Here is a 14,251-nt window from a genome sequence, read left to right on the forward strand (position 1 = left end):
ACGCGGCCTGTCACCGTCGAGCCTGAACCATTCCCGTCCGTAGGGCGTCCATACGGGCACCCTGACACCGTGGAGCCGCCGCACCATGAGCACATCCGAACCGCCACCCTGGCCGCACTGCGCACACGGTGTAGACCCCGTTGGTTGCCGCGGCATCCATGTCCCCGGCCACACCGTATGCCTCGCCCACCTCGCCGACGACGACCGCGACGCCTACCTGGCCGCCCTGACTCCCGGCGCCAGCATCGACCACCGGGGCACCAACTTCACCGAATCCCTTCTCAATACCTTCCTCAACGCCCTCCGCGACCCTGAATCCGGGCACCCACGTCTCGGCCATGCCAAGTTCGAATTGGCCACCTTCGAGGGCGCTGCATCGTTCGAGTCGGTGACCTTCGAGGACTGCGCCTTGTTCGAGTCGGCGATCTTCGAGGGCGACGCCTTGTTCGAGTCAGCGACATTCAAGGGCGACAATGCCCTGTTCGACCGGGGGACCTTCAAGGGCCAAGCTGGGTTCAGCCAGGCGACCTTCAAGGGCCAAGCCGGGTTCAGCCAGGCGACCTTCGAGGACAGTGCCTTGTTCGGCGAGGCGACCTTCGAGGTGGGCAGCGCGGGGTTCGGCTCGGCGACCTTCGAGGCGGCGACCTTCGAGAGCCGCGCCGAGTTCGGCCTGACGACCTTCGAGGGCATCGCCCTGTTCGACTCGGCAACCTTCGAGGGCGACGCCGGGTTCCTCATGGCGATCTTCAAGGATATCGCCAGGTTCATCTCGGCCACCTTCCAGGGTGACGCCCTGTTCATGGATGCGACCTTCGAGAGCAACACCTGGTTCAACTCGGCGACCTTCAACGGAGACGCCTGGTTCGAGTCGACGACCTTCGTAACAGCTGACCAGCTCGGACCTTTGGTGTGTGCTGGACGGGTTGTGCTGTCCGGTGCGGCGTTCGGTGGCCCGGTGACCCTCTCGTTCGCTGCGCGCCGTCTGGAGTGCCGTCGCACTCGCTGGTCATCGACAGCGGAGATCCGCCTGCGTTACGCCACGGTGGACTTCGCTCATGCGGTGTTCGAGTACCCCCTCACAATCGCCGCCGAGCCGGATCCGTTCATGCTCACCAACGGCCGACAGCTCGCCGAAGATCCCTTTTCGAATCCCCGCGCCCCCCGGGTGCGGATGGCGTCGCTTCGTGGGGTGGACGCGGCCCATCTGGTCCTCTCAGACCTCGACCTGTCGCAGTGCCTGTTCGCCGGCACCGTGCACTTGGACCAACTCCGTCTGGAGGGGGCCTGCACTTTCGACACGGCTCCGCCCGCCGTGTGGTGGCACTGGCCGCCCGTGCGGTTCACCGAGCGCCGCATCCTGGCCGAGGAACACCAGTGGCGTGCCAGCCAGCCGGGAGCAGTGCGGGGCTGGAACGTGGCAGTCCTCGGCGCCGGACGCGCTGGGCCACTGCAGCTGGCTCCGGTGTACCGGGCTCTGCGCAAGGCGTTCGAGGACGGCAAGCACGAGCCGGGGGCCGCGGACTTCTACTACGGGGAGATGGAGATGCGCCGCCACGCCGACGACATCCCCCGCAGTGAACGGGGGCTGCTGACCGCGTACTGGGCGCTGTCCGGCTACGGTCTGCGCGCCTCGCGGACCCTGGCCTGGCTCGGGTCGGCCATGCTCCTCACCATCGTCTTGCTGATGGCCGTCGGTATCGCCCATGACACCCCGAAACAGACCGCGACCGGCACCGTCCCGGCCGGCGGGGGCAAGGTCACCTTCGAGATCGACAAGGACGACCCCCAGAACCCCACCGGCAGCCGGTTCACCGGCGAGCGCTTCGAGAAGGCCCTGAACGTCACCCTCAACTCGGTGGTGTTCCGCTCCTCCGGCCAGGACCTGACCACCGCCGGCACCTACATCGAGATGACCTCCCGCCTAACCGAACCCGTCCTGTTGGGCCTGGCCGTCCTCGCCGTCCGCAACCGCATCAAACGCTGACGGCCTTGCCCCGGCCAGACGGAGCCCTGTGAACGGCTCGACCGAACCGTTCCCGGCTACGTGCCTTACTTGCCTGCACCACCGATCACGCCTATGAACTGCACAGAAAGCCTTCGACCCCCAGATAAGCCAGGCAGCATGGGCAGCAGGGCGTAGGCGATCCAGATGCCGATGCCCTGGATGCGCTGCGCCAGCCGTTCGGCCCGCCGGTCCAGCGCAGGCTTGTCCCCGTTAGTCCGGACGAAAGGGAAGCGCGTGCTGCGCTGGTAACGCTCGTGCCACCGGCACTTCATGGGTGCCGATCAGACCGCGCTCGGCGCCGTCACGGAAGGTGGCCTCGCGTTGTATGCGTCGTATGCGTACAGCAAGCTTCTCAACGAGCCGGGACATCGACATCAACCAGCGGTCGCCTTCCATCGAAGGACAGCGGAAGGCTCCCTCCCGCTCACTCCCGCGATGGTACGGACCTCTCGCTCCTCCACGAGGCGCCTAGTTCCACAAGCCGCCCCCGGAGCACTCCTCGTTGCTCCTCCAGGTCCTGCGAGCTGGGCGAGAGAAGATAGATGTTGTCGCGGTACAAGCGGAACCCGATGCGCTCCCACCCTTGGGTGATTTTGGCGTTCACCCGGTCCCACTCAGACCGGTCCATCACGCTGCGGGTCTCGAGGTCGGTGATGCCGGGCGAGCACGCGACGGCCCGGCATCCGGCCATGAGCCGGTGGATCGCCTCGATGACGAGAACGGAGGCCAGGCCGTGGCCACGCCATGGCGGATCCAAGGTCACCCGGTCCATCACGAGCAAGGCGGAGCCCACGTACTCCAGCAACTCACCGACCTCGGTGGTGAAAGAGCCGGTCTCTGGATCGAGTACGACCTGGGCGATCTCGTACAGCTCCTCGGACTCCTCTTCCATGGCCCAGAAGGCGTTCCGCGCGCCGTCGAGATGCACCCGGTAGAAGGCCATCGATCCTAGGCGACGTCGTCCGCGGTGCACGAAGTGCAGTCTGCAGTGACGCAGGCACCGGCCCCCGCGGGGCCCGCCCCGCCGTTGTGGGTCCGTCGGCGGTGGAGGATGGTCACATTCCACCGCTCCAGCGTGTCGGCCTGAGGGGTGTCGCAGAGTTCGTCGTCGTAGGAGATGCGCAGGTGGAACTCGGTGGGGTCGCCGGGCAGTGAGGAGGACTCGATCACTGCGGCAGACTAGCGAAGCGTCCGCCGCAGCACGGTGAAGGATCAGAATCGCCGATCGTCAAGACGTGCGTCACGGCGCCCGCGGCATGCGGCCCAACCCGGAGAACAGCATCGAGCCGATCGCCAAGCTGCTCGGCGTCTCCGTCGGCACCCTCCACAAGCGTAGCCCGACCGGCGCGAACTCCCCGCGGCCCTACCCAGCCGAAAGCTGCCGCCCGGCGAGTCTCGGCCCGTCTCTGCGTCACTCAACCTTCCCTACGTTGCCCTGCGGGACCGGGCGAGCCCTTCGTACGGTTCACCCACCCAGGGATGTCGGGTGTGGCTTTCAACCTTCTGCCGCTTGTGGCTGGCAACGATTGGCCGCCCTCGCGGCTTGACAAACGGCATTAGGAATCGCTGCGAGAGATCTACAAACGTCACACAACCATGCGTGAGCTCGTTAGCTAGTATCGAACATATGAACGAGCTGCCTCCGGATCCACCGCGTCTCCGCGCGATCCTGTCGCACCTCGACCAGCAACTCGCAACCACAGAGACGATCGCCACCTACCTGCGACTCCAGCGCGAGGCCGTACACCGCGCCCTCACCGCAGCGGATCCTGCTCCCACCCCGCAGCAACGCCCCCAATCACCCTCGAGGCCGAAGAGCGCGTACATCTCCGAGCAGGCGATCCACCAAGGGCATCCGCTCGGCTGCACCGTCCACGTCGGCGGCTGCGTCATGGCGACTCGGCCCGTCACCGGCCTCACCGCCGAGGAAGCGCGGGGGGCACTCAGCAAGGACGCGCGGTTCTTCCACCCCTGCGAGTTCTGCCGACCGGACACGGCCCTGGGGATCCTCGAATGAGCGGCCCGGGTGCGGGGGCGTACTGCCCGGATGATCCTGAAGACATGGCCGGACCGATTCGCGTGGTCGTGCATCCGCCGTCACCGACGGGCGGCCGGCGCGTGCGCGTGGACGGCGAGATCCTCGGCCTGGCGCACAAGATCTCCGACGTCGCCGAGTTCCTGCGGCGGGCCGGACGCGAAGTCGACCCGGCCGAGGTGCCGACGGTGCCGTGGATCGACTGGCGTGGTGGTGGCCCTGAAGAGTGGGGTGGTCTTGATGCCGGGAAGTCCTGAGTGGCAAGGCTGGAGCAACCTGGACGGACCTCCACCGCTTCCTCCGCCGCCACGCGAGCTGGTGGACGCCCAGCCGGATCAGCCGCTGAGCGCGGAACAGCGAACGATCAATCTGGACTGGATGGTCAACGGCTACGTCGCGCGTGGCTGGCGCTTGGAGTCGCGCTCGCCCACCCAGGCCGTGATGGCTCGCGGGGAACCCGTAAACCACGTGCTGCACGCGATCCTGACGATCGTCACCTGCCTGGTGTGGGGCCTCGTCTGGCTGGTACTGATCGCTTCAACCAAGCAGGTACGCGTGGCGCTCACTGTCGATCAGTTCGGGCATGTGACCAGCGTGCAGGCCCCGGCTTAAGACAGAGGCCAAGTCATCCACAGGCACGCTCGTGATCGTCGCGACCGTCCTACGGTAGCTCTCTCCGTTGGTAACGAGCACGGGGGTGCGGTGCTGTACAGAGTGGAACTCTGGCTCCAGGTTGAGGAAGCGCTGGCCGAATTGCCGGAGTAGGAGCGGCGCGAACTGATGGAGCACCACCCCGCCAGCCCAGACCTGGCCGCCGAATCCGTCGCCGGCACCGCCATTGACGCGGACCGCTACCGGCATCCGGTCGCTTTGTACGGCTGCGTGACGACCTCGCCCCATAGCCGACACCGCCCTTTACCGACCGCCGAACTCGGTGAGCGCTCCTCTTGGTTGGGGCGGCAGCCACTCTCTGCGTCTCCAAGTCGCTGTCCGGAGTCAGCCGCAGCCCAACGGCGTGCCACTGCCCCGGTACGGGGCGGGGGTCCGTCAGCCTGCCCACCCCATGTTGACGATGTCGATTCCGTCCAGTGAAGCGATGAAGGCCACCCACGTCCGCGGCCCGAACCAAAGCGCCGCCTCCCAGCCGCCCGGCTCCGGCCACGCATCCCTGCGGACCAGTGCCTGCGCGATCGTCTCCATGACCTCCTGCCGTCCCTCCCCCGGCAGTTCAGCCAGCGCGTCCTCGACCCGGACTGCCAATTCCACCCTGTACGTCATCGCGTACCCCCGTGCTCGTGATCAGCTCCGGCAGCACGGTACGACGCTACGGACACCCCTGCGGCGGCCTGTGGATAACCCTCCGGAGCCGGCCGTTGACACGTGCTTGAAGGGTGGTCTCTTCAGTAGTCATCACCGGGCACGATGCGATCCACGCCCCTGGCCTGTTCCTCGCAGCATCCGCCGTACTGACTGCGGTGAGTGCAGCGGTGTCCATCTGGCCGTAGATCGCAACGCGGAGCTTCGGCCGGTCTGCCGGCCATCGCTCTCGCCGGTCTGTGCCCGGCCCAACGAGTTGTGTGCGCTGCCTCCCTGGCATGTGGCTGGCCAGGGACGATTGCTTAAATGGTTTTACGGATGCAGGGTTTTCCATACCCAGATGACGCGTAAAACCTGACGGAGACGCCGCGGATGCGTAAAGTCTTAAGCGTCGCGTTGCACAATCCCCTTTCGACATGCACTGTCATTCCGTCGGGGGGGCTCGTGGCATGGCACGCGGGGTGGGCCTGGCAGCCCAACCCCGCGCGTGGTCTCGCCGCTTCGGCGGCGAGTCCAGCGACCGGTGTACTCGGCCGCCCGTCCTAGCGTTGGAGAGGTCGGCTACCTGCTGTCAGCGATCCTGAAACCAGTTCCAGATCAGCGCCGCGAGGACGCGAGCTGTGAACGAGGTCAGGAATAACGCTTTGGCTGGTGGCCGGCCATTCTCCGTGTTGCGGCGGTGCTTCCCTTTACCCAACGCTTCACCTCCAGTTCGACGATGCGTGCCGCGAATGAGGCACGCAGGTTGATACCGGAACTGGGGCCGTCGTGCTGGCCTGGTGAGCCTCGCCGATCTGACGATAGAACAGCGGCGCCCGGCTGCGGGGAGCAATCAAGAAAGGGCGGGCAAAGGTCCGGCAGAAGTCTGGCTGCACGGCTGGCGGGCGAAACCATCTGCCCACAGGACTGACCCGTACCGGTGCAGTTCGCGGGAGCCGCTGCCCAAGATGTCCGGGCTCAACCGGGCCGTTCACCGGACACGGCCTCGGCAACCGCTCCGGCCAGGGACGGCAGCAGTACGACCGCCATCGGCACACGTCATCGTCCACGGTCCATGGCCGAGCACGCGCGCGCCCTCCTGAATGGCCGAGCAGTCGCCTCGGCCCCGCCTGATCCGGGCGCTTCAACAGGATCGTGTTGCAAGCTCTGACGTGTCGCCGGTCGTGATGAGCGGGAGTATGCGGTGGAGCCTTCGCCCCCGCTGCTAGCGGGCTCGGGCTCTGGCCTGGGCTCGGGCGAAGGTCGGCTTGGCGAGGTCGAGGGTGTTGCCAAGGATGGTGACGAACGCGTTCACGCGCTGTCGGGCGGCCTGCTCCTGACCATCTGGCAGATCGAAGATGTGTGCCAATGATCCGGCTCGGGACGCCAAGTCGGTCCGCACCCTCTGGTACTGCTGCCAGTCGTCCCGGTGCTCGTCCCGGGCGCGCCGCAGTACCCGCTCGTCGACGGATTCCACGACCAACTGCTGGTTGGTCTGCCAGTCGACTTCCCACTTCGCCACGACGTGGTCCGTCGTGACGGGCGCGTCCGGGGGCCCGATCCCCCGCACGATCTCCAGAAGACCACGCGAGCGCCACGGGCTGGCGACCGTGCTCAGGCTGTCCGCCAGAGCATCCCAGTTCGGCCTTCGTGCTCGCTCTCCTTCCCGGATCCACTGCTGTGCGGCGCGGAGCTGGCTGGTCGTGGCCAGTGGGTGGGCGAACTGCTCGACAATCGTGCGCGCCGTACTCCGGCGTCCCGCGTCGGAGCTGAGGCCGGTGCTCTGTGCGTAGGTCCGCAGAGCGCGGCGGGCCTGCGTGTCCGTGACCACGGTGTCGTCCAGGCACCACCGGTAGAGAACGACCGGGACCATGGTCCGGTGCGGGACACGGGCCAGCGGGGAACGGAGCTTGGCGCAGTTCAGCTCGTGGAACAGGCGGCGTTGCTCGGGCGGAAACACACGGCGGTCGCTTCCTCGCTGCGTCGTCTTCCGGAACAGAGGCGACGCGAGCAGTCCCTTTTCCACATAGTCGGTGACCATGCGCGGACTCGCCTTGATACCGAGAGCGCGGGCATCCTCGACCAGGTCAGCGGCGGTTCCCGCCGGCCAGGCGTCGCGCCAGTCCGTCACGCTCTGGAACTTACACCGAGATCGGCACGTCCGACGGCGACTTGCCGGGGGCAGCTGTCCCACTGTGGAGACACAGCACCCCGTGCCGCTCCCTCTCGCGAAGTCGGCGGCACGGGGCCCGACAACCCCAGGAGGGCTGACATGCACCACCGTACGCGCCGCCCAAGCCGACCTCATCGGCCACGCCAGCGCCCCAAGGAGCCGGCGGGCTGCCTCCTGCTTCATTGCCTTCGGGCCGGCGCAGCAGCTGCCGTCGTGGCCCTCACGACAGCGGGGGTCAACTACCTGATGGCAGCCATCCACATCCGCTGACCTGGTGAAAACCCGGCGACGCCCGGGAGTCCGTGTACGGACTCCCGGGCGTCGCCGTCACGGGGTAGTGCAGTGGTGTCAGTCCTCACCGGACTGGGTGTTCTCGTCGCTGCCGGTGCGTCGGCCACGGGTGGCAGCGACAGCGCCGATGCCGCTGGCGGCGAGGAGTCCTGCTGCCCCGAGGATCCACGCGGTGGCGTCGGCTCCGGTGTGGGCGAGGGAGCCCACCAGCGCCTTCGGCGTTGCCTCGCCGGTGGCGTCTGTTGACGGGCTGGGCAAGGAATAGGCGTCCGATGCCGTGGAGTGCGGCCGGGTGGACATCGTCCCGCCGGGGGTGTCGTCGGCCCTCTTGCCTTCGGACGTGGGCGGAGTACTGGTCGCTGTACCCGTCGGCTTCTCGGTCGGATCGGGGCTCGACCCGGTCGAGGTCTTGGAGTTGGCGACGGTCACGGTGACCGAGGTGCCGGGCCCTGCGGTGAAGGTCTTCGAGGGCTTGTACAGGGCGTAGCCGGAGGGCGCCTTGGTCTGTTTGACCCAGAACTTCGTCGTACGGCTGGAGATCGGTAGGTCTCCGGAGGCCGTGCCCTTCGGGCCCGTCGTGAGGGTGAGGAGGGTCGTATCGCCGGTGCCGATGTTGACGGTGGAGCCGGGCAGCAGCTTGCCGGTCTTGTTGTCCTTGGTCTTCAGGGTGAGATGGGCGGGCTTGAAGGGGTCGATGACCGTCGCGGGGGCGGTGGCGCCGGGGGTGACGATGACGTCCTGGTCGGCGGCGACGTCGTGGAGCGGGCTGCCGGAGTCCGTCTCCTTCAGCCGGTAGACGCCGGGTGCGAGGTCGGGGAAGGTCAGTTTCCCCTGTGCGTCGGTCTTCCCGCGCCCGGCCTCCTGGCCGGTGGAGTCGAGCAGGAGGAAGGCCGCGCCGGGGAGGACATCTCCGGCCGTGTCCTTCGTGGTGATCGCGACGCTGCCCGCATCCGCTGTCTGCGTCTCGGCGGGATCGGCGGTGGCCGAGGGCGTCGGCTCGGTCGGCTGGGCGGTCGCGGCCGTGGCGCAGGTGAGGGTGGCGATCAGCGCGGCGGCGAGGGCAGCGGATCTGCCGGCGCCACGGGCGAAGCGGGCATGCACGAGAAGGGGACTCCTTGATCGGGTGGTGGGGAGGTCATCGGGTCCGGCCAGCGGCCGTCGCCGAAGGCGGGGCGGCAGGTGAGTGGCCGGGCGGTTGTTTGGTTGCCGCTGTGGCGACGTAGAGGTGGCGGCGGGTATGGAAGGGGACGTCCTGGACTGTGCGGTGCAGCGGCTCGGTGGAGATCAGTGAGGCGGTGAAGGCCGCGACGAGGGTGGTGGGCGTGGCGAACGAGAAGTGCGCCTGCCAGTACGGTTCGCTCGGGTATCCGCCCAGGCCCTCCAGGCCGGCTCGCTGGAGCCGCTGATGGCGTAGCGGTGGCGTAGACCGCCGAGTCCTTCCGGGGTGAGGAAGGTCTGTGTGCCGTCGGTCTTGACGTCGTGGCTCCAGCCGCGGGTGAGCAGCGGTACGTACGCCTCGTGCGGCGCCGTCTCGTGCTGGAACAGCCGGTCCTGGTCGCTGTGGCGGTCTTCGAGGTAGAGGTCGAGCAGTTCGGTGTGGACGTCGTGGAGCAGTTCGACGGGGGTGGTGGCGTCGAAGGTGATCCGCCAGGCCGGTGGGGTGGACGGGGCCCGGTGCGCGCTGATGGTCCATGTGCCCTTGCTGGGCTTGTCGGGTTGAGGTTCATAGGTGGTCTGCAGTCGCAGGCACGGGCTGAAGGCGGCGGCCGTGCCGTTGTCGGTCTGGGCGAACGGCCAGCCCTCGTCGAAGGGGAGGGCCCAAGCTCTGCAGGGGTCCGCTGCTCCGGGCCCGGCAAGGTGGCGGGGAAGGACCTGCACGGTCTGGGCGGGGTCGAGGTGTTCGAAGGGGTGGGTCATCACGGGCGGGGCTCCTGCTGGAGAGTGCGGGACGCCGGGGCTGGCCGGTGTGGGCGCGGCTCAGCGGGCGCGGGCGCCGCTGCGGGTGACCGGCATGGCGGGAGACGTGTGCGCGGTCCGGCCCGCAGGGCGGCTCGGTGCGGTCGCGGTCCAGGCGCCGGGGAACCAGACGGCGGTGTACTGCTCGATGGCATCGCGCAGCCCGGTGGTGACGGCGCCGTCCCACGGCGGCCGGCCGGGGTGGTGGTAGGTGTCGAACGTGCCGTAATGCTTGGTGTTCGGCCGGGTGTTGTGGGCTTCGTCGCGACGGTGGAAGGTGCCGTGATCCACGAAGCTGAGGGCCACCGCATCGATCTCACCGCGGTCCGGGTGGATGATCGCCGCACGGAGCCCGCCGTAGGTGTCCGCGTGGATGGTGGCGGTGAAGTCGATCCGCAGCCGCAGCGGTAGGCCCGGGACGGGGGTGGCGTAGTAGGTGTTGCCCACGACGGCGTGGTCGTGCAAGGGGAGGCACAGTTCGGCGAAGAACGCGGGGGCCTGCAGGGACAAGAAGGGTCTCCGGTCGCAGTCGAGCCACGGTTATCGGCGCGGGCCGGGCAGTACCGGTCGGCTGGCGGTGCTCCAGCGCGGGACGCTGGCGGCGGGGAGCGCGGCCGGGCGGTGGGAGGCGGTGCGCCGGACATCGAGGGGCGTCGGAATCGGCGGGCCGGGCGGGAGGACGGGGGTGAGCTGGGCCAGGCCCTCGGCGTAGGTGTGGGTTTCCTGCCTCCACCGGGGCAGGGGCGCGGAGTCGCAGAGGCTCTCGGTGACCGCGCGGATCAGTGCGGTGGGCGTGTCGGTGCTGGCGGTGGCGTACCACAGCGGGTGTTCGGTGGAGGGTCCGGCCCACAGGTGCCAGCGGGCCTCGCGGGTGGTCAGCTCGGCCGCCGGGTCGAGGGCGCCGGTGGCGTACTCCACCGTGGCGAGCCCGTCGCTCGACTCGACCGCGACCATCCCCCACCGGGGATGGTCGATCTGCCAGCCCCGCCTCATCAGCGGCACGAAGGCCAGGAAGAAGTCGCTGTCGCTGCGGCCGACGACCGGCTTGGCGAGATAGGAGCCCGGGCCCTGCTCGTATGCTGCGGCCAGCGCGGTGGTGAACGCGGTGACAAACTCGGTGGGACAGCGGTCGTTGAAGCACACGCCCCAGGCCGGCGGGCCGAACGGGTCCTCATAGGCGTTGATGCGCCACAGACCGTCGTCCGGGCCCTCCGAGAGGTAGCCGAGGCGGACCGTCCCGTCGGGTGAACTCAGGTAGAGATTGCCGCGCTCGTCGTAGGTCAGCGGCCAGCCGAGGCGGTACAGCGGAGCGAGGGCGGGGTCGCCGCTGAGGGTGGCGAGGGCGAGATGGCGCGGGGAGACGTACACGTCCCCGCCGGTCCACAGGTCGTCGTGGGAAGACACAAGGGTCCTGAAGGGGTGAGGGGGTGGGGAGGGTGGCTCAGCCGGGGATGTGCAGCAGTGCTGCTTCGAGGTCGGCGATCCGGCCGGTGTAGTGCAGGGTGCGCAGGCCCAGCTCGGCAGCGGCCCGGCAGTTGTCCTCGCGGTCGTCGACGAACAGCACACGGGCCGGGCCGGTGATGCCGGTGGCGACCAGGGCGTGTTCGTACGCGGCCGGATCGGGTTTGCACCGGCCCAGGCGGGCCGAGTACTGGGCGTCGTCCATCAGTTCGCGCCGCCAGACGGTGGCGTCCAGGACGTCGCTGAGGTGGGCCGGGGCGTTGGAGAGCAGCACCATGGGCAGCCGCCTCGCGGCCCGGGCGCGGTGCAGGGTGTCGAGGACGCGCGGGTCGGTGCGGGTCCACATGGCGGTGTCGGCATCGCGCAGGGTGCGCAGCCACCGCGGGCCGGGGTGGTGCCCGAGCACCTTCGCCCAGTAGGCGAGATCGCTCAGCTCCCCGGCGTCGTAGGCGTTGCGGTGAGCCCAGAAGGCGTCCTGGAAGGAGGGGAGGTGCCGGTCGGGCCACTCGGCGAGGTCGGCGAGACGGGTCCACATCGGGGTGCTGGGTTGCAGGCCGAGGACCCCGTTGTAGTCGAGGATCACGGCGTCCACGCCGGTCGGGGAGGCGGAGGTGTGGTTCAAGGGGTGGGTTTCTCCAGGGCTTTGGGGGCGAGGGCGGCGACGGCTGCGGCGAGGAGGGCGGGCAGCAGCAGCGCGTGCGGCAGTGCAGTGAGGGTGGCGAGGGCGCCGATGAGGGCGGGGCCGGCGAGCAGGCCGACGTAGCCGGTGACCGCGACGGTGGCGACCGCGCGGGGGCCGCCGGTGCCGGCGGCGGTGATCAGGCTGGGGATGGTGACGGACAGGCCCAGGCCGAAGGCCGTCCAGCCGAGCAGGGCGAAGGCGATGGTGGAGCCGGCCAGTCCGGTGGCGAGGCCGAGCGCGGCCAGCGCGGCACCGGTGCGCACGACGGTGTCCGCGCCGAAGCGGGCGGTGAGCCGGTCTCCGGCGAGACGGCCGGCGGCCATGGCGGCGCTGTAGAAGCCGTACGCCGCGGCGCTGGTCGCGGCCGTCGCGCCGAGGTCATGCAGGTGGACAGCCGCCCAGTCGGCAGCAGCTCCTTCGCCCAGCAGCGTGGCTGCAGCAAGTGCGCCCAGCAGCCACAATCGGCGCCGGGACAACCCCTTCTGCCCGTCCGAGCCCGGTGCGGCACCGGGGTGGACGGGTTCGAGTGCAGGGCTGGCGACGGTGCGGGTGAGCCGTGTGGCCGTGCCTGCCGCCGCCGCGGCGCACGCTGCCACCGCGGTGAACAGAATGGCGTGTGCGGTGTGAGCGGTGGCCGCGGCCAGCGCGGCACCGAGGAGGGCGCCGAAGCTGTAACTCGCGTGCAGTCGGCCCATGATGGGGTGGCCGTGGGCGTCCTGGCAGCGGACCGCCGCGGAATTGGCCGCGACGTCAAGGACGCCGTGCGCGGCCCCGAAGGCGAACGCCGCCGCCAGGAGGCTCTCCAGAGTGCGGCAGATCCCGAGGACGGCAAGACAGGCGGCGAGGGCCATGGCACCGCCGGTCAGCAGCCCAGGTAGACGGGCCGGGCGGGCGAGGCGTCCGCCCGCCTGAAGTCCGGCGACCATGCCGAGGGCGGCGGCCAGCAGGACCAGGGCAAGTCCGGCGGTACTCGCCTCGGCGGCGTTCTGAACGGCGGGCATGCGTGCACCCCAGACGGCCATCACCACACCCAGGCCGGCGAAGTACCCGGTCAGTAGGCGGCGGCTGCGCACCAGCTCGGGCGCTGCGGTCTGCCTCACGCGGCGTGCTCCCCGGTGGTCCGGGCCGCTGGCGGGAGCGGGGCCACCTGGATGTCGAGGTTGCGGTACGCCTCCTGGGCGCGGGCTTCGGCGACGGCGGCGCTCGGCCCGGTGGTGATCAGGAAGCCGATACGGGCGGTGTACAGATTGCCGCCGTCCTGTGGCAGTACGAGCTGGTCGCCGGCCTGTCGTTGGAAGCTCACGCGCTCCACTCCCCCGCCGTGTTCCTTCAGGCGGCGGGCGGTGAGGGTTCCGGAGTAGGCGGGGTAGATGAGGCGGATCGCCGCGGCCTGGTGGCGGGTGGGTGTCAGGTCGGGGGTGCGTCCGCAGGCGGTGTCGGCGGCGGCCCGGGCGAGGTCGACGCCGGTGGCCAGGTGGACGAGGTGGCCGATCATGTCGCCGCCCAGGCGTGCGTTGACCTCGATCAGCCGGGGCCGGCCGCCGACCAGGCGTATCTCGACGTGCTGCACGCCGTCGGTGATTCCCAGGGCCTGGATGGCAGCGGCGGCGGTCGGTGCGACCTTGGCGAGGAGCGGGTCGGCGGCGTCGACGGTGTGACCGGTCTCGTCGAAGTAGGGTGCGGGGCCCAGGCGCTTGCGGGTCACGGCGACGGCGGTGGTGGTGCCGCGGTGGGTGACGCATTCGACGGAGACCTCGGGGCCGTCGAGGTACTCCTCGACCAGGACGCCGCTGTCCTCGCGGCTGCGGCGTGCGCCGGCAGAGGCGAACGCGAAGGCAGCGGGCAGCTCTTCGGGCCGGTCGATGCGGATCACGCCGATGCTGCCGGCCGCTGCGGCGGGCTTGAGGACGGCGGGCAAACCGATGGTCCTCGTCGCCAGTTCAGCCTCCCGCAGGGTCCGGGCCTTCATCGACGCGGCCGACGGCACTGCGTGGCGGGCGAACAGCGCCCGGGCGGTGGCCTTGTTGCGGCAGGCCCGCATCACCTCGACGGAGTTCGCGGCCAGACCGAGCGCGCGGGCGAGGCGGGCGGTGGGGATGAGGTTCCATTCGTCCCAGGTGACGACGCCGGCAAGGTCGTGTCGCTCGGCCAGAGCCCGGCCGGCGCCAAGGAGTGCGGTGGTGTCGTTCAGATCGGCGACGGCATGGTCGACGATGTGCGGCTTCTCCCATGAGGGCTCGGCGCCGGTCAGCAGGACGATGTCGTACGCGGCGGCGACCTGCTCAAGGCAGTAGCCGCGATCCGCCTCATCGCCCGGAGAGACGACGAGTACGAGGGGGCGAGCGGACAAGA

At 69.5% G+C, this 14,251-nt stretch carries 16 protein-coding genes; 4 read left to right on the forward strand and 12 right to left on the reverse strand.

Annotation, left to right across the window (positions count from 1 at the left end; translation table 11 throughout):
• The first annotated feature begins 85 nt into the window (after positions 1-85).
• Positions 86-1,984 carry a pentapeptide repeat-containing protein gene (locus OG241_RS06905; RefSeq protein WP_405814303.1) on the forward strand — a complete coding sequence of 633 codons (1,899 nt, stop codon included), beginning with the start codon at positions 86-88 and terminating at the stop codon, positions 1,982-1,984.
• 445 nt (positions 1,985-2,429) lie between these two features.
• Here the strand turns inward: OG241_RS06905 and OG241_RS06910 are convergent, their stop codons facing one another.
• Together OG241_RS06910 and OG241_RS06915 are read right to left on the reverse strand one after the other, a co-directional pair.
• The gene (locus tag OG241_RS06910) at positions 2,430-2,948 is read right to left on the reverse strand and encodes a hypothetical protein (protein ID WP_405814304.1); all 519 of its coding nucleotides are present in this window, start codon (positions 2,946-2,948) and stop codon (positions 2,430-2,432) included.
• 5 nt (positions 2,949-2,953) lie between these two features.
• Positions 2,954-3,175, reverse strand: a complete 222-nt coding sequence (locus tag OG241_RS06915; RefSeq protein WP_405814305.1) for a hypothetical protein — start codon at positions 3,173-3,175, stop codon at positions 2,954-2,956.
• A 457-nt stretch (positions 3,176-3,632) separates the two neighbouring features.
• Here OG241_RS06915 and OG241_RS06920 point away from each other — a divergent pair, with 457 nt between their 5' ends.
• From OG241_RS06920 to OG241_RS06930, 3 genes are read left to right on the forward strand one after another with little or no spacing between them, the layout of a single operon-like run.
• Positions 3,633-4,022: a DUF6233 domain-containing protein gene (locus tag OG241_RS06920; protein WP_405814306.1), complete on the forward strand. Its 390-nt coding sequence runs from the start codon at positions 3,633-3,635 to the stop codon at positions 4,020-4,022.
• Positions 4,023-4,066: 44 nt separating this feature from the next.
• Positions 4,067-4,297 (forward strand): hypothetical protein, encoded by a 231-nt coding sequence (locus OG241_RS06925; RefSeq protein ID WP_405814307.1) that lies wholly within the window; start codon positions 4,067-4,069, stop codon positions 4,295-4,297.
• On the forward strand, positions 4,248-4,652 hold the full coding sequence (locus tag OG241_RS06930; RefSeq protein WP_405814308.1) for a hypothetical protein: 405 nt from the start codon (positions 4,248-4,250) through the stop codon (positions 4,650-4,652). Before OG241_RS06925 ends, OG241_RS06930 begins: the two co-directional genes overlap by 50 nt.
• A 435-nt stretch (positions 4,653-5,087) precedes the next feature.
• Here the strand turns inward: OG241_RS06930 and OG241_RS06935 are convergent, their stop codons facing one another.
• The 10 genes from OG241_RS06935 to OG241_RS06980 all read right to left on the reverse strand — a co-directional run bounded on the left by OG241_RS06935 (position 5,088) and on the right by OG241_RS06980 (position 14,249).
• Positions 5,088-5,306 carry a hypothetical protein gene (locus OG241_RS06935; RefSeq protein ID WP_405814309.1) on the reverse strand — a complete coding sequence of 73 codons (219 nt, stop codon included), beginning with the start codon at positions 5,304-5,306 and terminating at the stop codon, positions 5,088-5,090.
• A gap of 1,255 nt (positions 5,307-6,561) precedes the next feature.
• Positions 6,562-7,467 carry a hypothetical protein gene (locus OG241_RS06940; protein ID WP_405814310.1) on the reverse strand — a complete coding sequence of 302 codons (906 nt, stop codon included), beginning with the start codon at positions 7,465-7,467 and terminating at the stop codon, positions 6,562-6,564.
• 390 nt (positions 7,468-7,857) lie between these two features.
• Positions 7,858-8,901: a collagen binding domain-containing protein gene (locus OG241_RS06945; RefSeq protein WP_405814311.1), complete on the reverse strand. Its 1,044-nt coding sequence runs from the start codon at positions 8,899-8,901 to the stop codon at positions 7,858-7,860.
• Positions 8,902-8,935: 34 nt separating this feature from the next.
• Entirely contained in the window at positions 8,936-9,184 is a 249-nt protein-coding gene (locus tag OG241_RS06950) for a DUF317 domain-containing protein (protein WP_405826082.1), read from the reverse strand.
• Positions 9,085-9,717, reverse strand: a complete 633-nt coding sequence (locus OG241_RS06955; RefSeq protein WP_405814313.1) for a DUF317 domain-containing protein — start codon at positions 9,715-9,717, stop codon at positions 9,085-9,087. The genes OG241_RS06950 and OG241_RS06955 overlap by 100 nt, the downstream gene beginning before the upstream one ends.
• A 60-nt stretch (positions 9,718-9,777) precedes the next feature.
• A complete protein-coding gene (locus OG241_RS06960) occupies positions 9,778-10,266 on the reverse strand; it encodes a hypothetical protein (RefSeq protein ID WP_405814315.1) in 489 nt (162 codons plus the stop codon).
• Positions 10,267-10,296: 30 nt separating this feature from the next.
• Entirely contained in the window at positions 10,297-11,160 is an 864-nt protein-coding gene (locus OG241_RS06965; protein WP_405814317.1) for a DUF317 domain-containing protein, read from the reverse strand.
• Between the two features lie 37 nt (positions 11,161-11,197).
• Positions 11,198-11,839 (reverse strand): HAD family hydrolase, encoded by a 642-nt coding sequence (locus OG241_RS06970; protein WP_405814319.1) that lies wholly within the window; start codon positions 11,837-11,839, stop codon positions 11,198-11,200.
• Positions 11,836-12,999 (reverse strand): MFS transporter, encoded by a 1,164-nt coding sequence (locus OG241_RS06975; RefSeq protein ID WP_405814321.1) that lies wholly within the window; start codon positions 12,997-12,999, stop codon positions 11,836-11,838. Before OG241_RS06975 ends, OG241_RS06970 begins: the two co-directional genes overlap by 4 nt.
• Positions 12,996-14,249: an ATP-grasp domain-containing protein gene (locus OG241_RS06980; RefSeq protein ID WP_405814323.1), complete on the reverse strand. Its 1,254-nt coding sequence runs from the start codon at positions 14,247-14,249 to the stop codon at positions 12,996-12,998. The genes OG241_RS06975 and OG241_RS06980 overlap by 4 nt, the downstream gene beginning before the upstream one ends.
• Positions 14,250-14,251 lie beyond the last annotated feature (2 nt).

It is taken from the genome of Streptomyces sp. NBC_01390 (genome assembly GCF_045040105.1).
Taxonomy (GTDB): Bacteria; Actinomycetota; Actinomycetes; order Streptomycetales; family Streptomycetaceae; genus Streptomyces.

Coding starts and splice junctions, on each gene's coding strand:
- OG241_RS06910 (WP_405814304.1), bottom strand. CDS start 2,948: ATGGCCTTCTACCGGGTGCATCTCGACGGCGCGCGGAACGCCTTCTGG.
- OG241_RS06955 (WP_405814313.1), bottom strand. CDS start 9,717: ATGACCCACCCCTTCGAACACCTCGACCCCGCCCAGACCGTGCAGGTC.
- OG241_RS06905 (WP_405814303.1), top strand. CDS start 86: ATGAGCACATCCGAACCGCCACCCTGGCCGCACTGCGCACACGGTGTA.
- OG241_RS06925 (WP_405814307.1), top strand. CDS start 4,067: ATGGCCGGACCGATTCGCGTGGTCGTGCATCCGCCGTCACCGACGGGC.
- OG241_RS06920 (WP_405814306.1), top strand. CDS start 3,633: ATGAACGAGCTGCCTCCGGATCCACCGCGTCTCCGCGCGATCCTGTCG.